The organism is Sporanaerobacter sp. PP17-6a, from assembly GCF_900095615.1.
GTDB classification, from domain to species: domain Bacteria; phylum Bacillota; class Clostridia; order Tissierellales; family Acidilutibacteraceae; genus Acidilutibacter; species Acidilutibacter cellobiosedens.
Genome location: NZ_FMIF01000009.1, coordinates 1 through 20188 on the forward strand (window position 1 = coordinate 1; position 20188 = coordinate 20188).

The window sequence follows — 20188 nt, forward strand, 5'->3', positions numbered from 1 at the left end:
CAAATTAAAGTCCTGATTAACAGGACTTTAAAAATATAAAATACCATAACTTATTTACAAACTGAGCATATTCAATGCCGGCAATATTATATAGATTATCTGCAACTATTGCTAATTCCTTATTCAATATACAATCAATGAACTCACTCCATCATAGGTCGTGACACTAAATCGTGAGCACCGCCCTCAACGATACTTGATGGCGAAACTATAGTCAAAAGAGCATTCTTTTGGAAGTCATTTATTGTTTTGGCACCGCAGCTAATCATCGCTGATTTCAATTTTGCCAGAGTTATCTGCAAATTTTCATCTAGTCCACCCACATATGGAACAAAAGAATCGACACCTTCTTCAAAAATAATATCGGGTCTGCCTGTATCTAAATAACGGCTCCAGTTTGCGGAACGTTTTGTCCCTTCACCCCAGTGTTCTTTAACAACTTGATTTCCAATATGCGTTTTTTTGCCTGGGCTTTCATCAAATCTTGCAAAATATCTTCCCAGCATTACAAAATCCGCTCCCATTGCAATTGCTAAAGAAATATGATAATCATGGACAATACCGCCGTCAGCACATATGGGAATATAAACTCCTGTTCTTTGATATAAGGCATCCCGTTCTCGTGCAATATCAATAATAGCGCTTGCTTGTCCTCTTCCTATCCCTTTCTGTTCGCGAGTAATACAAATTGAACCACCTCCAATTCCGACTTTTACAAAATCCGCACCCGCCTCCACCAAATAATTAAATGCATCCGGATATACAATATTCCCTCCGCCAATTTTTATTTTGTCTCCATATTTATTCTTAATCATCTTTATCGCATCAAATTGATATTCACTGTACCCATCTGATGAATCAACGCATAAAATATCAGCACCTGCATCAATTAGGGCAGGAACTCGATCCATATAATCCCATGTATTAATAGCTGCGCCTACCATTAAACGCTTTTGAGCATCAACCAGCTGAGAAGTATATTTTTTACTTGCATCATAATCTTTTCTGAATGTCAAATACTTCAGCCTTTTATTCCTATCAATAATCGGAAGGCAGTTAAGTTTATGCCTCCAAATTATATCATTAGCCTCATGAAGACTGATACCTTCATATGCAACAACTAATTTGTCAATTGGTGTCATGTATTTATCAAGGGAATCATTAGGATCGATTCGACTTAATCTCAAATCTTTACTCGTCACCAATCCTACAAGAATATCATTGTTACATCCATTTTCAGTAATAGCTATAGTAGAATGTCCTGTCTTTGCACGTAATCTCATAGCTGTTGCAACTGTATCTTTGGGTGATAAAGTTGTATCACTTGCTACAAAACCAGCTTTATATAACTTAACACTTCTTACCATTTTACATTGTTCTTCAATTGACTGTGAACAATATATAAATGATAATCCTCCTTCTTGTGCCAGCGCTATTGCCATTCTTGCATCAGAAACCAACTGCATAGCAGCCGACACCATAGGAATGTTTAATCTCATAGCATCAAGATCACATTTATCAGAAACCTTGGTTAGATAAGTAGTTAAAGAAATATTTCCATGTGTACAATCCTTCGTGGTTAAGCGTGGGATTAACAAAAACTCGTTAAATGTATGACTAACACCATCAATAATATCAGCCATTTTATATCACCTCTTATAATATTTTTTAGAAAATAACTCAGGTAAAACATTACTCATTTTTCGATATATTTTTTTATTTTCTTTGTAATACCCTAAATTTTAGATAGCCTAATCAAATATTGTTTTTTTAATTCTACTACCCATTAAGTATAATTTCAGGCAACACTCCTAAACTAGATATTTCATAAAACTTTGTTTTTCCACTGATATTATCATAAGTTTTTCCCTTTCGATTTATCAAAACCGAATCTAATCCATAATTGGCGGCACCCTCTATATCCTCAATAACATCATCCCCAACCATGATACAGCGTCTTTTCTCCAAAGTCTTATTTCTAAAGATAAAATTGAAAAATAATTTATTTGGTTTAGATACTCCTATTTCTTCACTAAATATGAAATTTGAAAAAATAAATTCTATACATATCCTTCCAATCCTCTGACGGATACCTCGCCTGAAAATATATTTTCAATGCTTCCGTCTTCAAACATTACAATTAACTGGCCTTCATTGTTTATATCCAAGGCTTTCCCTGTTTTTGTTTCTCCATCTTTTATTACTCTGACTTTTTTCCCTATCAAGGCAGAATTTTTTTTGCATATTTCTATTACTTCCGAAATTTCATTATCCTCTTTAAAAGGTATGTAGAATTCTTCAAATCTGTTTAATATGCCGGCCAGTAGTTCTTTTCTGTTAATTTCTTTATTTTGTTCTATTTTCAACGAAGTAGCTTTATTTATTAAATTCTCGGAAAAATCCTCTCTATCCATATTGACATTTATTCCAATGCCCATTATAACATAATTTATCATATTCAGTTCGCAGCTCATTTCCGTAAGAATCCCGCAGACTTTTTTACCGTCTATAACTATATCGTTAGGCCATTTTATTTTAGAGTATATTCCCATATCTTCTAAAGCCTTGTTTACCCCTGCCGCTCCCAGCAAAGTTATTTTCGCTACTTTCGTAGGTTCCGTTTCGGGTTTTAATATCATGCTCATCCAAATACCCTTTTTGGGGGGAGAAACCCAGTTTCTATCAAGCCTTCCCTTACCCTTTGCCTGTTCCTCCGATATAACCACTGTCCCTTCCGGATTCTTTAAAGCTATTCTTTTGGCTTCCATATTTGTGGAAGATATCGTATCAAAATAACAAATATTTCTTCCGACAAATTTGGTGCTTAAATATTCTTTTATTTCTTCGTATGTCAGTACATCAGGTACCGAAACAATTCTGTAGCCTTGTTTTGGAACTGATTCTATCCCGTACCCTTCTTCTTTTAACACATTTATGTATTTCCAAATAGCTGCCCGGGATACTCCTAACTTTTCACCTATCTTTTCTCCCGACAAAAATTCATCTTTATTGTTTTTTAATAACCTTAAAATTTCATCTTTCATATATACCACCTTTTATAGTAAAAGTCTACTTATAATATAGCATATATCGGCTGATAATTAAATTAATTACTTTCTCTCTCAAATATGATTTGATAGCAATAAGCGGCATAAACACCTGCTTTCTCATTTGGGGGAATAACAATTTGTACTAACCTCCAACCATTTTTAGCTTCTCTTAAAATTACCTCTTTACATATTTCAAAGGAATCCCCTCTTTTCGTTTTAAAATCCCTTGCAATCTGTACTTCTTCAAATTTGTATTCGTACATTTTCATCACTCCCTATCTTTTCTTATCCCTAAAAAATATATTATTACAGTTATATATCCATTTATCAGTAACTATGACATACCATATTTTATAATCAGCGTCAAGGAATTTTCCTAAATTTTATCATGAAAAATGCACCTCCAAATATCAGAACTTTTTATCTAACATTCGAGGTGCATTTCATAATTATTGTTGTGTAGTTTCTTCCTGTTGATTTTTTTCAATACCTTCTTCTGAATCCTGCCCTGAACCATCTTCCAGTTCATCTAATTTACCCAATATATCAAGAAATTTACTCAACACGTCAGACGGGATCAGACTTTTTTGAGTACTTGTAAGATTATTATATGCTTCTTTGCAAGCTAACACCGCATCCTTGTCCCCTAATGTCAGCCCTTCAGCCGATGGCAGTGAATTTATTTTTTCTATTACTGAATTGGCCGCAGCCTGATCCTTTGTCATCAATCCATCAATGGATTGTCTCAAAGAGCTTACTGTTTCTTCCACTTCTTCTTCAGTAGAGTTTTCATCATTATATACCTCTCTTGCCGATTCCAAAGCTGATTGGAAATTTGCCCAAGTTTCTTCCGTATAATCTCCTTCCTCTTTTTCTTCCCCCTCCTTTATAATTTCCGCCAATTTGTTTTTATTTACACTTATCTTACCTCTTGTAGCATCTTTATACGGTATATACAGTGTTTGTCCACTTACCGCATTAGGCCCCCTCCCTACAGGCATCGTCATCGTACTTTCGTCTGTTATATCCTTAGTCGTTTGATTGGCACTATTTATAGTAACAGTTATAATATTTAATTCATCTTTTGGTTCTATAGCTTTATTAAGAATAATAAGTAATTTTTCTCTCACTGATTTTATCTCTTTTACAACAAATTCATCATTCCCCCATCCTTCACAGCCTACCTTTACGATATTCGTGTTACCATAATTAACCTTGATAGGTTCGTCAAAAGTTATTTCCACTTTATTTCCGTCAACTACAATACATTCCCTTCCGTTGCCATATTTCTCAACTGTAGGAGCTATATCATCTTCTAATTTTGTGCTGCTGTTGGCAGAAACCTTTTCTCCGAATGCTGTCTGAGATCTGACATCAGGCTTGGACCAAAATTCATAGCCCTTAACGTTGGGAGGAATTTTGTGTCCTCCTGTTATTTTAAATATGCCTACACTTCCTTCTGCCTCAGTACTTTCCAAAACAATAGAAATATCCTCCCCGTTAACCCTGACGAAAAAATCATTTTCATCGATGACCGAAAGCTTAATTCCTGTAAAGTCGACTTGTATCGTATCTTCATCTATCGCTTTGGCTACAAAATGAACAGCATCCATCTTGTCTTCAATTTTCCGTACAGCAACAAAATCTTTAATATAATTTCCTACCCTATTCTTAACCGAAATTACCCTTACGGCTTTTATACCGCCTTTTTCTTCTTCTGGAACCTTAATTCTTACGGTTTTAAAATCAAATAAATCCACATCGGTTCTTTCAGGGAACTCTTTCCAGTCAGCCGACTTAAATTTACCGTCTTTATCAAATTCCGCATTCATCGAATAACTGTAATTGTTTATATCCAGAATACTGTTTTCTCCGTCGGTATTCATATCATTACTAAACTGAATATATAAATAAGTCCCAATTTTCCCTTCTCCCGTCTCAACATTTTCCCTTTCATTGCTAATAAATGCCTTATCAATTATAGGTGATCCTAAATCCTCAACCACAAAATTTCCGTCATAAGGAACCATATCATTTTTTAAATAGCTTGTATCTTGTATTCCATTTATTTGAATTTTATATTCCCCATAAGACATTATTTTAGGCAATGAAAATGTAACCTTTCTGTTTGAATATTTCATGGGAACAACGGGATTGCCGTTACTTAATCCGTTTCCGTTAATTTTATTTCCGTTTGCCCATGCAATTGTATAATTAGTTCCTCTTTCGGCCTGACTGGAATTTACATCTTTATTAAATACGATAGTAAAACTCCTTCCGTCTTCCACTTTCACACTGACAACTTCCGGACTTATAATATTCGGTTTTAAATCAACTACCGTAGATCTGTCCGTTTTATTGCCACTGTAATCTTCTATTCCGTCTATATATAAAGTCGCACTGCCAAACTCTATTTTGCCTTTAAATTCCAAAATTATTTTATTGCAATTGATTTTTATAGGATTTTTCGCCGGATTGGATTTTGAATCATAATATCCGTCCTTTACTGATTTTATAGGCTCATTAAACTCAACCACAGCCTTATTCAAATCCAAAAAATTAACCGATACGATTTCAGGTGCATCTTCATCTTCTGCTGCCGTAAAATTCATCTCAACTTTTTCCATCGAAAAATTATAAAAGTCTTCAACTCCAGATACGGATATTTTATGATCCCCTTCAGTTAAATCCGCAGAAATTATAACCGTATCGGGATATTCGTATTTAACCGAGCCGGACACGGTGTTTCCGTCGATCTTATAGGAACTTGCCAAACTTGCGGGCTTCCTTTTGATCGGCTCACTGAATATAACTTGTACAGCTTTTGTTCCAAGGCCTCTGACTTCTTTAACCGCCGGTATAGTCGAATCCGTGGCCGTGAACGGAATTTCCGTTGATTCCAACTTTGCCGTTTTATTTTCATTTTCTACCTTATTTATTATAAGTTTATAGTTTTTCTGTGCCTCCATTACCGATTTCTCATCATCTTTAAGTGTCAATACCACGGTTTTTCCATCTTCCGACAATTCCGCATATTCAAACTCAAAATCAAAAGAATAGTTAGTGAGCATGGCAGCCGATTCTCTGTCAACTTTTTCGCTGAAAACTACGGAAATTTCTTTGAGGTTATCGGTATTTACCGAAACCACTTCAAACTTTTGAGGGGTCTCCACAGGTACTTCTATACCTAGCTTTTGTCCCAATGTTATTTCGGAATCCTTTATAAACGTTTTCAAAGCATTTAATGTAATAACGGACATTTCGCCTCTTGTTATTTCAGTTGAGCTTTCAACCTCAGCACCGTTTAATATTCCAAATCCTTTGGCGGTTTCAAGAGATTTGTCATATTCAATCTCATATCCCAATACTCTCAATATAATAGCGGAAAATTGCTGCGCCGTTATGTTTTCATTAAATCCGAATCTCTCGGGGCTATGTCCTTCAATTAATTTGTTTGCCACTCCCCATGCCAAATAATCCGTATAGTTGCTGTCGGAAATATCTTTGAAGCTCAAGTTTATAACTTTCGATAATCCTTCAATATTCTTTGCTCCCATCAGTCTGCTCAATAATACTACCATATCCTGTCTTTTTAATTTCTTATCAAGCATCAGATCTCCATTATCGCCTTTGAGAATTCCGGATTCCTGAAGAAATATTCCTGCCTTATTTGTCTGTTCTTCCACATTTTCTTCAGGTCCTGCTTGCGCTGCGGCAAATATCGATGAAGAAATAATCAAAACTATAACCAACATTAATGATATAATTTTTCTCATTATATAAAATCCTCCCTAACCCTTACTGATATTTTTATACTTAATATCTCATCCTTTATCCCCATTACAACCTTGTTAGATAAAGTCAAATTTTTTTAGGAAAATAGGTTTCTTACCGTATCAAAAATTTGCTTTTCTGATTCTATCTTTTCTCCGTTTCCTATTGTACAAATATTTTCCTGGTTTAATATGTCTTCAATAAGAGAAAAAAAAGAAAATATAGTTTCCCTTGTGGTATTGAGTACTTCATCTCTCTCTTTCTGAATATCCTCTTCTGTAATTCCCGACATATAGCAGCTAAAGGAATTCATTCCTTTGGCCCTCGGAGTCATAGGCATATCAAGTTCCTTAACGGTACCTATTATATAGTTTACAATATCCTGTTCCTTCATATTGAGATTCTTTAAGAAATTGGGTATACCTTTGTAAACTTCATAGGTTTCAGAAAGATTGGGGTCCCTGTAGGAAACCATATAACTATCACCATTCCTCTGAAAATCAATCATACAACCGTAGGCTCCGCCCTTCATCCTTATATTTGACCATAAATAACCATAGTTTAGAAGTACTTTAAGGACTCTCAGAGATCCTGTATATGAAAATCCGTTTTTATAATTTCCCGTCTGAGCTACATACTGTACGGCAGACGATGTTTTAAAACCTTCATTAAGCCTTTTGGGTATAAATTTAAAGGGTTTTTCCTTTATATCATCTTTATAAAGATCTCTTTTAAACTTAAGCACTAATTCTTCAAGAACGTTGTATCCTTCTTTTTCGGAAGTATAGCTTATAATCATATTTTCGGATCTAAATACATGGTTCATAAGTTCTTCTAATTTTTCTGTCAGTACTTCCTTGTTGTTGTCAAAATTCTTTTCAGTATCTTCTATAAAATGATAAAAGGACAAGCCGGAAACAATCTCTTTATAATAAGACATCGCCGAATTATACGAAAGGCTTCTCAATACAGCCGACATATGCCCTGAATTTTGAATTTGCATTTGAAACTGTGATTTCATCTCCGAAATAATCTCATAAAGCCTTTTCGTATTATCCAACTTGGAAGTAAGAATAATTTCTTCTATTATTTCAAAGGCAAAGTCAAGTTTTTCATATAAAACCGCAACGTCTATCTCGAACATGGCTTTGAATCCGTTCTTTTCTGTAGAATCCGGATAAAAATTAAGATATACAGCAATTCCACCGGAATTCATATTTATAATATTTGAAAGCTGCAAGTAGCTGTATCTCTTTGTGTCAACCTTTCCAAGAACCTGACTTAATATTCCGAGATAGGGTAGAAGTTCCCCGGGAATATTCTTAATATCAAACGACAGTTTTAAATAACCTATGCCGTTTGTAGAAATATCTTGGTGTACTATGGTTGTTCCTTCCGCATGGCTGATAGTTTGATATAAAGGCTGAGCCTTAGGACCGATATCCTCTCTTGACAGCTTAGGTATAGCATCAAGTTCTTCTTTTTTAGAAGGAGATTCCTGATATTTTTTAAGCTTATGAGTATTCTCTACAAGTTCTTCAATTTCATCCTCCGAGAGACTTGATTTATATGATGCAAGACTTTCCCTTTGTTTCTTTTCATTTTGTGCTGAGAGGCCCTTCTGAGGAACAAGCTGTACTAAAGAACTATGGGGATTGTGAAGGAGATACTTTTCGATAAGCCCTTCAAAATATCCTTCAGATGCCTTTTTCTTAAGATTATCAAATATTTCATTGAATTTAAGATATCCAAAGGGAAGTTTTTCATCATATAGCCAACTGTTATATACCTGGAAACCATATACAAGGCCCTTAGGCATTCTTCCGAAATCCGCTTCTCTATATTTAAACTCAAATATATTTATAGCGGCTCTTAAAGTATCCTTATCGATTCCGTTCTTTACAATATCCGTAAGCGTATCCCTGATGGTAGTCAAAAAACAATCTTTATTATATTGATTGCTGTTTTTAGCTATAATGCTGAAAACCGGCTGCTGTATTGAAGAATTGTAAATACTCATGACGGATTTGGCAATCCCTTTATCCAATATGGCCTGCTTCAAAGCAGCACCGGGAACTCCTATAATAGCATAGTTTAATATATCAAAAGCAACGGAAAGTTCACTGTTTTTAGCCGTTCCCACTACCGTATTGTATGAGAGAAACGTATTATCCTTTTCGGACTCGTCGTCACCGATAGGATAATAAAGTGTCCTTTCGGTCATGGCCTTAAAGGGTTTTTGTATAGGAAGTGCCGAATCTATATCGATCCTTTCGTATTTGCTTAGGTAATCTTCATCAAGCCAAGTAAGCCTCTCAGTCCAATCCATATTGCCGTATAAGTAGATATAACTGTTTGAAGGATGATAATACTTTTTGTGAAAGCATAACAACTCCTCATAATTTAAATCAGTAATACTTTCCGGCAATCCTCCCGAAATATAGGAGTAAGGCGTATCCGGAAGGACGGAACTCATATTTTCCTGATAAAGTATCGTTTCAGGCGATGAAAAAGAGCCCTTCATTTCGTTATAAACCACGCCGTTATATTTTAAATCCGAATCGGCAGAATCCAATTGATAGTGCCAGCCTTCCTGAAGAAAAATTTCTTTTCTTTCATAAATATTTGTTCTGAAAACCCCATCCATATATACACTCATCAGATTTTTAAAATCCCTGTCATTACAGCTCGCAACGGGATATACTGTCTTGTCGGGAAATGTCATTGCGTTGAGGAATGTATTCATGGAACTTTTCATAAGCTCAACAAAAGTCTCCTTGGCAGGGTATTTTTTTGAGCCACATAATACGGAATGTTCCAAAATATGAGAAATTCCTTTGTCATTTTCAGGAGGTGTCCTGAATCCTATGGAAAAGACCTTATTTTCATCATCACAGGATAAAACAACTATTTTTGCACCCGTCTTTATATGTTCCATTAAAAGACCTGTTGCTCTCAACTCTTCAATTTGTTGTTTTTGTAAAATTCTATAAGCCTTCAAATCATGTAGATCCTTCATATACTTCACCTCTTCTCTTATAGATGTTCAGCCGTCTTTCTTTTTTTAATACAAAAATCCTTTTATTTTATTTTTTACCTCTTCTTCAGTCATAACCCCCGTATGTCTTTCCCGTATTTCTCCATCCTTCATAAAGAACACCGTAGGCACACCCAATACTTTATTCTTCTTGCTCAATTCAGGATATTTAGTGGTATTTACCTTTACAATATTTACAAAAGGAACTTCATATTCTATTTCATCTAAAACCTTTGAAAACATCTTGCACGGTGTACAGGTTTCGGAAAAGAAATCCACGATAACAAATCCTTCTTTAATAACTTCCTCGTAATTTTCTGCTGTTGCTAACTGAATCGCCATAATTATACCTCCTCATATTTTTTTATATAATAATTTTTAATTATTTCTCTGTAATAGCTTTGATATTGGTTTGATTCATAGTATTCAAATGTAATCGCTTTTTTGGCATCTTCAGGATTTAATTTATACATAGTATAATACTCTCTTATACTTTCTTCATATTCTTCCCGAGACGGCTTATATCCATTCCTGCCCCCGTTGTAAATCCCGAGTAATAAAACAGGGAACCTGGCTGTTTCCATATTTTTTACCATCTTTAAAAACTCTTTATAACTTTTCACAGGTATCCTTCCGTTAAAGTCATCTTCCGTCATTGTTTCCAGCGTTAAGCCTTCAACAGCCGCAAGTTCCCTGGCTTTTTGAATTTCTAACCCGCTGAGATATTCTATATCTTCCTCATTGATATCAAATTTGCTTTTAGCAATAACCTGTTTTATAACATTTTCCGTAAGATTATACAGCTTGGAATCTAAAACTTTATTTTTTTGATCTTCATACAACTTAGCAATTAAACAATTTGCTGTAGTTATATTATCAATTTTTTCTTTTTTCACCATTTCATCATTTAATTCCGGTATCTCTCTCCTTGTAATGCTCAAAACTTTTATATCGACATTGATGCCGTCTACAACGACATTTTTATCTTGGCCTTTTGTCATTCCTATCAATTCATCTTCTATCTTCTTTTCAAACAATCCAAGCCCTACATTTATAGCGATACTTTCCTTATTAAGCTTAGGATTTCCACTTTTTAAGGAACATACGGCAATATCTCCTTTTCGTACCTCAGGCACCTCGGAAGATATCTTATTTTTCTTCCTTATACGAAGAATTTCTTTCTCAATATCGTTTTTATCTATGGTATAAGTAAGATCTTCTCCGGATATATCTGCCTCTCTGAAATTAAATTCTTTAATTATTTCTGAGCTTAAACTTTTCATCTGATAATCCCCTTCCGTTTATTTTTATGTTATTTTTCTATACAACCTCTTGTGCTCCTATAAACTCTTTAAAAACTTCGCTTGATTCAAGAACATCTTCATATGTGCCTTCCGCTTCAGCAATTCCTTCTTTTATAACTACAATATGATCCGCTCTTTTTACCAAATCCATATCGTGACTTATCATTACTGTGGTACGCCCCTCCATCAAATTACCAAGAGCCTGAAGGACATCCTGACGGCAGATGACATCTAAACTGTTGGTCGCCTCATCTAAAAACAAATATTCCGGGTCCTTCATTATTACCCTTGCTATAGAAATACGCTGCTTTTCTCCTCCTGAAATCCTGGAGTTAAAGGGGCTTACTACTGTACCAAAGCCATTCTCCAATTTCATAATGAAATCATAGGCATTAGCCAGTTTTGCGGCTCTTATTATCTCTTCATCCGAGTAATCATGGTTTGTTCCATAGGCAATATTATCCTTTATTGTCCCTGACATAAGCTGGCCGTTTTGTGATACATAACCTATTGCGGAACGCCATTCTTTAAGTTTAATATCCGAGATATTGTCGTCGCCGAACTTTATCGCCCCATTATTCGGCTCATAAAATCTTTCAAGAAGTTTAAATATAGTTGTTTTTCCACATCCGTTAACTCCTACTATTACTGTTTTCTTCTCTTTCGGTATGGTAAAATTTATATCTTTAAGAACATTATTCTCGTTGTCATATGAAAAATTAACATTTTGTAATTTAATATCTGTATCAGGTCTATTCATGGACACCCTTCCATCCGTAATTTCGTTGTTAACATTCATAAGCGCCACAATCTTAGCGGTACCTCCCTGACTGCCTTTGATACTCTGCCATTGTGTAACTATTTCAAAAAACGACGGCATAAGTATCATGGAATAGGAATAAAAATCCACCAAACCTTTAACTTCCATCTTACCGGATCTTACATAAAAAGCTCCTCCTGCAAAAACTATTATCATAATCGCATATTCTGTTATCTTTCCTATAGGTACCTGCAATGAAGACAGTGCTGCGGCTAAAATATCTGCCTTATATTTCGTCATACTTGCTTCAAGACCTGTTTTATACTCTTCATTTTCCATACTTTCGCTCTTAATATAATGAATACTTGCAAGACGTTCTCCAAAATAATTTGTTATTGCAGAAAGAGCTTTCTGGACAACAAACTTTATTTTATACTGGAATTTCCCGATAATCATGATAACAACTATTGCAACAGGAATCACCAACAAAATAAGTTTAGAAAGATTATGATATATCTTATTCATCTCCAAATAAGCAACAACAAGGCCGTATATTGAAGCAAAGAACTCTATTACTGAATTTGGTGCACTCACTGCCAGTTCAACGTCCGAGGTTATACGTGAAACAAAGCCTTGCGGGGATTCCTTGTCATATACACTCATAGGAATATGAAGAAACTTTTCCCACACTATTTTCCTCGCATTTCTGGTAGTAATCATATTGAAGAATCCTGATACAAGCTTATAACCCAATGTAATAAACAAAGATACTATGGTAATTATAATAAAACCTTTAAGAAAACCCTCTTTAGATATTTCAGCCTTATATATGGCGGATGTATACGGAACTATCATAAGGTTAACTTTTTTGATTCCGAAACTAAAAATTGCCGTCATTATGAGCAGATGCCAAGGCAGCTTAATCTGCGTGTAGAACTTAAAAAAGTTTTTCCATGAAGAATGTTCTTCTTTATCTTTTCTATCCATCAATTTACTCATGCTAATTTTTCACCACCCATCATACGTCTGTAAAAGTTGTTGCTTAATAATAATTCCGTATGGCTCCCCGAAGAAATGCTTCCGTCTTCATTAAATACAACAATATGATCCGCATCCAATACAGCTCTTTCATCGTGAGCCACTATTATTACGGTACGGTTCTCTTTAAAGCTCTCAATTCCCTTCATAATTTCGGATACGGCTACTGCATCAAGGTTAGACGTAGGTTCGTCAAATATCAAAATATCGGGATTTAGGAGCAAAGCCCTTGCAATTGCTATTCTCTGTCTCTGCCCTCCCGACAGTTTCGATCCAAACTGACCTACCTGAGTATCATAACCATCAAGCCGTTTCATGATAAATTCATGGGCATTTGCTTCAACAGCAGCCTGAATGATTTCCTCATCGGATACTTTTCTTTTAACACCGTAAACAATATTGTCTTTTATACTTCCAGACATCATAGGTGCATCTTGGGAAACATAGGCTATTTTGTTTCTCCAATTTTTTAAATTAAAGTCTTGAATATCATTACCCCCTATTGTTATCTTTCCGTTTTTGGGAGGATAAAATCTCTCAATCAGTTTTATAACAGTCGTTTTCCCGATACCACTGGGTCCGACAATAGCCGTGGTTTTATTTTCAGGTATAACAAAGGAAACTTTTTTCAGTATATCGGTATTATCATAGGAAAAACTTACATCTTGAAAAATAATATCTCCCGATTCAAGTGCTTCATATTTATATGGAAGAAATCCTTCTTCTGGTTCTTCAAGAACCTTTGCAACCCTGTATAAAGAACCTTGTGTTGATTTAATTGTTTCCCATACTCCTTTTTTGGAAGCTATTCTGTTAAATATTTGGGTAGCAAAGAGGTAAAATGCATACCATGTGGCCGCATTCATTGTCCCTTTTTTCAGAAAATGGATTCCCGTCAATATCAAAGCAACATTTTGTCCGAGGGTTAGAAGCGTGCTCACAGGGCTCTCAGTTAATTGTATATACAATAATTTTTTATTTGCTTTATAAAGCCCGTCTACCGCATTGTTCCCTCTTACACTCTCATAACTTTCCTTGTTAAAAGCTTTTATAATAGGCATCGTTGTTATGAGTTCGCTTAAAAAGCGCGTAAGATTTGAGACTTCTTCACGAATTTTAAACTGAGCCTTTAAATACAGCCGTCCAAAAACGAAAGAAAGAATTACAATAAAAGGCATCATTGCAATAAGAATATATACAAGGCTTTTGTCATATTGGGAAATTTGCCTTAAAGTAATATAAAGCGTATAGAATCCAAGCAATTCACTTATTACCACATCCATTATAAAACTTCTGAGATTCTGTGTGTCTGAGGTTATACGACTTATTAAACTGCTTGCCGGAACCCTGTCAAAAAATTTCATTGGAAGAGATAATACCTTATTCCATAAAACATTTCTGAAGTTTCTGTCTATTTTGGCATTAACTACCGCACCTACAAATGTATTAATCTGACCAATTAAGCTAACAAGTATTGACGAAACAATAACCATAGTCACTATCTGTACACTGACGTTTCCTGCAAAAAGTTCCCCCGTTTTACTTGGAACAAGTAAAAAAAGTTTCGAGCCAATCATACTGATTATGCAATATATGATAATGCTCACGATAGGAAGCTTTGCTTTTAAGCATAACCTGAAAAACGATTTCCAAATTCCTTTATTTGGATTTATCCTGACCTCTGCTTCATTTTCCTTCATCATAATTCCCCCTCAAAATGATATCCTTTTCCTCAAAAAAACATTAATTTTCTTTCTGCTCTGCTATTCACTTCCCTTCTTTTCAAATCCATTATCAGATGTTTCCCAGGAATTTTATTTCTCCGATAATAACAAACATTCTAAACAATTATTTAATTTTAGTTTATAACTTTAAGGTGCCTCTATCAATCGACTTTGTCTATTTGGGTATTTATACGGTCTATTTCGTATATTTTGATGTATAAATTTATAATAATTGATGAAAAAAAATGAGCCAATCTATAACAGATCGGTTCATCTTCTATTCTCTTTTATGCCTTTATTAAAAAAATTTCATTCCTCTTTTTAAAAGCAGATGTTTTAATTCCCCGTATTTATCACGGCTTAACGGTAGAAGCTCCTTCACGCCTTTCAATTGGATATTATAAGTTCTCTTAAATTCATCCAAGGTTATCTTTTTTATTTTTTTTATAGGTATTATAAAAGATTGATGTGAACGAAAGAAATCATAATTTTCAAATATCATCTCCAGTTGTTGTAAAGAATCCTTTGCATTAAATACTTCCCCATTGCTGCATATAATGCAAGTTTTCCTTCCCCTTCTTTCTATATAAGATATTTCATCAACATCTATCAGCTCAAATCCACCTTCTACATTTACCCCTATTTTTATTTTTCTTTCTTTCATTTTTTGACTTTTGATATTTTTAATTCTCGATAAAGTTTGGTCAAGCCTTAACAAATTTAAAGGTTTCGTTAAGAAATCGGTCGGATAATATTCATAGCTTTCGAGGGCAAAATCAGTATGGCCTGTTAAAAACACTATCATCGTATCACTGTAATATTTTCTTATATGATTGGCCACTTCAAATCCGTCTATATCATTCATCTCTATATCCAAAAATATTACATCCACTTTATTGTTCTGCAAAAATTTAATAACTTCTTCACCGCTTTTTAATAAGCCGACGACTTCAACAAAATCAAAATTTTTTAAATCGTCATTTAAAACATCTAAAGAAATCTGTTCATCATCCACCAGCAACACTTTTAATTTCAAATCCATATATTATCTTCTCCTCGAAATAATTATTGATATCTATTCGGAATCTGGGCGATAAAATGAATAATATTTCCTTCCAATTCAGTATACAATGCTCCGTCGTGTTTTTGGATAATTTTCTGAATTGTATTTAATCCGATTCCTTCATGATTGCTTTTGGTAGAATAACCGAATTTAAATATATTTCCAAAATCCTTGTCAGCATCTTTCAATTCATTTGAAACCTTTATAACCTATTACCGCCCCGTTTAAAAAACATAACTTCTATCCACGGCCTATTCTTTGAATCTTCCACCTCGTCTACTGCATTTTGAATTAAATTTCCCAGTATTTTATTAATCTCATATACCGTACAAGAAGTATTTTTCAAATCATAATATATTTGAATTTTAAGTTCAATTCCTTTACGTAACAATATTTCTCTGAAATTACTTAGAAAAGCACTAACAGCTGGATGATAAATAGGGAGTACCTCATTTACGCTCTGGGTGCTCTTAACCATGGTATCAACATATTCTCTGCATTCATTATATTTTTCGTTTCTCAACATTCCCGAAATAGCCTGAATATGAAAATTAAAATCATGGCGCTGTGATCTGATCATTTCCATAAAATTAGTCATTTCCTTCTGATACTGCTTATCCGTAAATATTTCAATCTGTTTCATTTGGTAAATATAAATTCTTTTTATATAATACATAAAAAAGGCAATAAAAATATATGTAAAGGTTACAATAATAACCTGACTCTTTATTAAATACAAGTTAAAATCGGTCAGAACAAAATAAAGCCATATCAAAATACATATCAGCAAGATAACAATTGTCAATCCGTATTGACTAATTCTATTATTATCCGGATCAATGAAAAGGCTTTCTAAGCTTTCTTCATCTTTCCTGTAAATAAAATAATTTATAAGTATATAAATCAATATACAGATTATATTCAGGAATAAATGATTCACAGCTTCTATTCCGATATATCTGCTTATGGAATAAATAAGACTTAAAAGACACAAAACAGATAAATTTAAGACAGATGAAATCAAAATTCCCGCAGCGGTTTGTAAATATGTAGATTGTAAAATTTTTTTCAGCACGGGAATCGATAGTACCAACATTATTAATATAATTATATTGTTATAATACAAAAATACAGAAGATATATAATATAAAACATATAATATAAATGAAAAACATGTTATTTTTTTGATATTATCTTTTGTGTTTTTTTCCACAAACAAAAATCCACAAGACAAACTTGTGTTTAAAGAAATAAACCCGGCTAATGAGTTAATTAACTTTGCTATCCACACTTTTCTCATTTCCTTCTATAAAATATTTCTTATTCTCTATTTTTATTATATACTTTTGCAATAAATTATAGAAAAGAATTTACAAAGACAAAGAATAATTTAAAAACGAACATAAACGCCTAAAAATCAATATTACTATAACACTTTATAGTATATATAATGGAAATGAAAAAATCAATATCATGAAAATTTCATAAAAAATGCGGGTTCTAAGAACCCGCTATAGAAGATATTTTGTAATATCTTCCTCTATATTAATATAAGAGAGCCTACTTGTTTAATATCAAGTCATACAGTCTGTAAAGCATCACTGCTGTATTTCCTCTGCATATCTTATCCAATATTTATAACTAAAAAATAAAGCCCCGGTTTCCACACAGAATCCGAGGCTTTCGAACAGTCAACAGTCTATAATAAATTTCATTTTACCTCAATCCCGGAAGGTTAACGCTATCTCCATATAGGCAGGTCTCCTGACTTATGGTTCAACACTGCCTTTCACCTTCCCAAAAATAAAATTTTCAGTGGTATATTTGAAAAGCCGCTTTCCACTTACAGTGACCGGATCGTTCAGGATTTTCACCTGATTCCCTTTTAATCTCTAAAAACAGAGAACCTAAATGATAATATTCAATTACTTAATAACTTACTTTTAAATCCATTTATATTATATAACATATTTTAATTATAAACAACATCATAAAATTTTAATTATTATTTAAAAATATCTTATTTCAATTCTTCGTTTATTTCTCTGACATAAATCCCGGATACGCGAGCCAAAGGTAATCAAAAGGACTTCCTTTATTTGAAGCCTTTTAAATCCATTTAAAGACAAGTTTACAAGAGCTCTCCCGTTATACAAAAGCAATACCGACCCAAGGTGTCGACCCTCGAATCGGTATTGCTTATTTATCTCATGACCAATTCGTACAACCTATATAACATTGCAGCTGCTTCTGCTCTAGTTGCTTTTTGTTTCGGCATGAACTTTCCTTCGCTTCCATCTATAATTCCATTATGAACTGCTGTTGCCGCTCCCTTTTCAGCCCATGAAGCTACAGATTCATTATCATTAAATTTAGTTAGCTCTTCCTTGTCCTGTGCTTTATAAAAACTATTTTCCAGTATTTGTCCTATAATCTTTGCCATTTCTTCCCTAGTAATATATCCATCCGGATCAAATTTTGTCAGTGATTTACCACTCATTAGACTATTTTCATATACTGCTGTTACCGAACTATAGTACCATTTATTGTCGGGCACATCTTTAAATATAATCTTCTCATCAGACCCTTCTTTATATTTAAACATTCTGGATACCAAAGCTGCAAATTCTGCCCTCGTTATGTTTAAATTCGGAGCAAATTCCGTAGCAGTCTTTCCGTATATAATTCCTTTTGCCTCCATGGATTCTATAGCTTCTTCCGCCCATTTGTATTCAGATATATCTTTAAAGTCATTTTTCCCTTCTTCTACTGTTAACTTGCCGGGTTTATTGGTTAAAAGCTTAATTACTTTCTTACCTTCATCATATACTCCGCCTATTGTTTCTTTTTCCCCGTTTTCTCTTATTAATACAGCCGTTATTTTGTTTTTATCGGTAACTATCTTATCATAAGGTATAATAATTTTTATCGGTTTTTCAAATTGGGTTAATACTTTATCCCCCAGCTTGAATTCAACAATCAATATGTTTACTTGTTTACTTATATTGATATTTATATCTTCACCTATATCCCTGCCTAAAAAATCGGGAGTTATTTCAAACACACCTAAACTTGACACTATTCTTATGTTATCTATGTTTTGTTCCATTGCTTTTTTTAATAATATATGAGGTAATACTATATTATTTTTGTTTTCTTCCTTTTCTACCACTTTTATTGCAACTGTCTTTTTGCTTAATCTATTTGGTTCTAATGTAATATCGGATAATTTACTTTCTATCTTTTCGGAAATTTGTAACATACTATCAATTATCTTATTACCTTCATTTTTATTTCTTAACCTATTAACTGCCTCTAATGCAATTCCCATATTTTCTTGAGATATTGTACAAATTTCTTCTATAATATTACCTTCTGTTTTATTGTCTATAAGGTTGCCTAAATTTTGAGTTATTTCCAGAGAACTATTAGCTACCTTTGCCACTAGCTCTTGTGTTTTTACCTTCTGTAATGATATCAGTAAAATTTGAGTAGCTTTCTTTCCATCGGCTAACAGTCCTTCTAGTTCTTCCGGCTTTAAGCTATCCGCTGTTTTATCTTTAAAATATTTGGTAATCTCGTCTATTATTTCTCCTATTCTTTTTTGGCTGATATCTTTACTGTTTACAGTATTAAATGCTTGGTCTATTATGCCGTTCGCAGTGCTACCTCCACTTGAATCCCCTCTTTCATGGGGATTCCCAATGTCCTTTCCTAAATCGTAAGTATATAGCCAAGATATATTATCTCCATTGTTGACTCTTACTTGTCCTGCGCCTACATTAGGAAATCTGCCGTTTACAGAATACATCCATCCGCTGTCCGGTCCTTGGTCAAATTCTCCCTGTCCATCTATGCTGGCTATATATCCTGCACGATCTTCATATGTTATATTATGTCTGTCCAATTCTCTTTTAGTAAACCTTAATACCGTATCTCCCTTTTCAATTTTAACATTTGATTCATCCAATATAGTTCCTCTATATCCCTTTATATATATATTGGCTACTTCCGGTTTAGTAGGATCAGGGCCTTCCGGATCAGGATCTATGATAGTTTTTTCCATGACTATTTGTTTTGCTGCTGTTTTACCGTCTATATTTACTTGGCAATCATAAGTTTTCTCCGTATCCAAATTGGCCCTAAACTGTATCTTCCCTAAATCATCCGTAACTCCTTGATCCATGTAATAATATCTGAATTCATCCTTTACAGTTATGCTTACAGGTCTGTTTCTATCGCCCTTTATATTTATTACTGCCTCACTGCCTTTTTGAATATAATTGATATCTATGCTTGTTTCCGCAACAACTAATGAAGAGGTCAATAAAAATAAAATCAACATTATAGGCATTATACGTCGCATATTTTTTCTCATCTTACCACTCCTTTGATTTAATGCTGAAATGACCTTAGGTTTAGCCTGAGGTCATTATCA

At 33.9% G+C, this 20188-nt stretch carries 14 protein-coding genes and 1 riboswitch; all 14 genes read right to left on the reverse strand.

Annotation, left to right across the window (positions count from 1 at the left end; genetic code table 11):
- Positions 1 to 143: 143 nt before the first annotated feature.
- Positions 144 to 1643: an IMP dehydrogenase gene (locus tag PP176A_RS04585; protein ID WP_071139287.1), complete on the reverse strand. Its 1500-nt coding sequence runs from the start codon at positions 1641 to 1643 to the stop codon at positions 144 to 146.
- Positions 1644 to 1779: 136 nt separating this feature from the next.
- Positions 1780 to 2106 carry an HAD family hydrolase gene (locus tag PP176A_RS15820; RefSeq protein ID WP_083381792.1) on the reverse strand — a complete coding sequence of 109 codons (327 nt, stop codon included), beginning with the start codon at positions 2104 to 2106 and terminating at the stop codon, positions 1780 to 1782.
- Entirely contained in the window at positions 2061 to 3044 is a 984-nt protein-coding gene (locus tag PP176A_RS04590) for a biotin--[acetyl-CoA-carboxylase] ligase (protein WP_071139288.1), read from the reverse strand. Before PP176A_RS04590 ends, PP176A_RS15820 begins: the two co-directional genes overlap by 46 nt.
- Before the next feature lie 62 nt (positions 3045 to 3106).
- Complete coding sequence (locus PP176A_RS04595; RefSeq protein ID WP_071139289.1) at positions 3107 to 3313, reverse strand: DUF4177 domain-containing protein; 207 nt, start codon at positions 3311 to 3313, stop codon at positions 3107 to 3109.
- Positions 3314 to 3499: 186 nt separating this feature from the next.
- Positions 3500 to 6826, reverse strand: a complete 3327-nt coding sequence (locus tag PP176A_RS04600; RefSeq protein WP_071139290.1) for an FIVAR domain-containing protein — start codon at positions 6824 to 6826, stop codon at positions 3500 to 3502.
- 95 nt (positions 6827 to 6921) lie between these two features.
- On the reverse strand, positions 6922 to 9843 hold the full coding sequence (locus PP176A_RS04605) for an insulinase family protein (protein ID WP_071139291.1): 2922 nt from the start codon (positions 9841 to 9843) through the stop codon (positions 6922 to 6924).
- A gap of 45 nt (positions 9844 to 9888) precedes the next feature.
- On the reverse strand, positions 9889 to 10203 hold the full coding sequence (locus tag PP176A_RS04610) for a thioredoxin family protein (protein ID WP_071139292.1): 315 nt from the start codon (positions 10201 to 10203) through the stop codon (positions 9889 to 9891).
- A 2-nt stretch (positions 10204 to 10205) separates the two neighbouring features.
- A complete protein-coding gene (locus PP176A_RS04615) occupies positions 10206 to 11144 on the reverse strand; it encodes a hypothetical protein (RefSeq protein WP_071139293.1) in 939 nt (312 codons plus the stop codon).
- Between the two features lie 37 nt (positions 11145 to 11181).
- Positions 11182 to 12924, reverse strand: a complete 1743-nt coding sequence (locus PP176A_RS04620) for an ABC transporter ATP-binding protein (RefSeq protein ID WP_071139294.1) — start codon at positions 12922 to 12924, stop codon at positions 11182 to 11184.
- Positions 12921 to 14663, reverse strand: a complete 1743-nt coding sequence (locus tag PP176A_RS04625) for an ABC transporter ATP-binding protein (RefSeq protein WP_071139295.1) — start codon at positions 14661 to 14663, stop codon at positions 12921 to 12923. Before PP176A_RS04625 ends, PP176A_RS04620 begins: the two co-directional genes overlap by 4 nt.
- A 322-nt stretch (positions 14664 to 14985) precedes the next feature.
- Entirely contained in the window at positions 14986 to 15729 is a 744-nt protein-coding gene (locus tag PP176A_RS04630) for a LytR/AlgR family response regulator transcription factor (protein WP_071139296.1), read from the reverse strand.
- A 23-nt stretch (positions 15730 to 15752) separates the two neighbouring features.
- Positions 15753 to 15938: a GHKL domain-containing protein gene (locus PP176A_RS04635; protein WP_071139297.1), complete on the reverse strand. Its 186-nt coding sequence runs from the start codon at positions 15936 to 15938 to the stop codon at positions 15753 to 15755.
- 14 nt (positions 15939 to 15952) lie between these two features.
- The gene (locus PP176A_RS04640; protein WP_071139298.1) at positions 15953 to 17050 is read right to left on the reverse strand and encodes a sensor histidine kinase; all 1098 of its coding nucleotides are present in this window, start codon (positions 17048 to 17050) and stop codon (positions 15953 to 15955) included.
- Between the two features lie 437 nt (positions 17051 to 17487).
- Positions 17488 to 17676: riboswitch (cobalamin riboswitch) on the reverse strand.
- 277 nt (positions 17677 to 17953) lie between these two features.
- Positions 17954 to 20128 (reverse strand): S-layer homology domain-containing protein, encoded by a 2175-nt coding sequence (locus PP176A_RS04645; protein WP_071139299.1) that lies wholly within the window; start codon positions 20126 to 20128, stop codon positions 17954 to 17956.
- Positions 20129 to 20188: the final 60 nt, after the last annotated feature.

Excerpts from the sequence above, each read along its gene's own strand:
- PP176A_RS04585 (WP_071139287.1), bottom strand. The coding sequence starts at position 1,643 with ATGGCTGATATTATTGATGGTGTTAGTCATACATTTAACGAGTTTTTG.
- PP176A_RS04590 (WP_071139288.1), bottom strand. The coding sequence starts at position 3,044 with ATGAAAGATGAAATTTTAAGGTTATTAAAAAACAATAAAGATGAATTT.
- PP176A_RS04595 (WP_071139289.1), bottom strand. The coding sequence starts at position 3,313 with ATGTACGAATACAAATTTGAAGAAGTACAGATTGCAAGGGATTTTAAA.
- PP176A_RS04600 (WP_071139290.1), bottom strand. The coding sequence starts at position 6,826 with ATGAGAAAAATTATATCATTAATGTTGGTTATAGTTTTGATTATTTCT.
- PP176A_RS04605 (WP_071139291.1), bottom strand. The coding sequence starts at position 9,843 with ATGAAGGATCTACATGATTTGAAGGCTTATAGAATTTTACAAAAACAA.
- PP176A_RS04610 (WP_071139292.1), bottom strand. The coding sequence starts at position 10,203 with ATGGCGATTCAGTTAGCAACAGCAGAAAATTACGAGGAAGTTATTAAA.
- PP176A_RS04615 (WP_071139293.1), bottom strand. The coding sequence starts at position 11,144 with ATGAAAAGTTTAAGCTCAGAAATAATTAAAGAATTTAATTTCAGAGAG.
- PP176A_RS04620 (WP_071139294.1), bottom strand. The coding sequence starts at position 12,924 with ATGAGTAAATTGATGGATAGAAAAGATAAAGAAGAACATTCTTCATGG.
- PP176A_RS04625 (WP_071139295.1), bottom strand. The coding sequence starts at position 14,663 with ATGAAGGAAAATGAAGCAGAGGTCAGGATAAATCCAAATAAAGGAATT.
- PP176A_RS04630 (WP_071139296.1), bottom strand. The coding sequence starts at position 15,729 with ATGGATTTGAAATTAAAAGTGTTGCTGGTGGATGATGAACAGATTTCT.
- PP176A_RS04640 (WP_071139298.1), bottom strand. The coding sequence starts at position 17,050 with ATGAGAAAAGTGTGGATAGCAAAGTTAATTAACTCATTAGCCGGGTTT.
- PP176A_RS04645 (WP_071139299.1), bottom strand. The coding sequence starts at position 20,128 with ATGAGAAAAAATATGCGACGTATAATGCCTATAATGTTGATTTTATTT.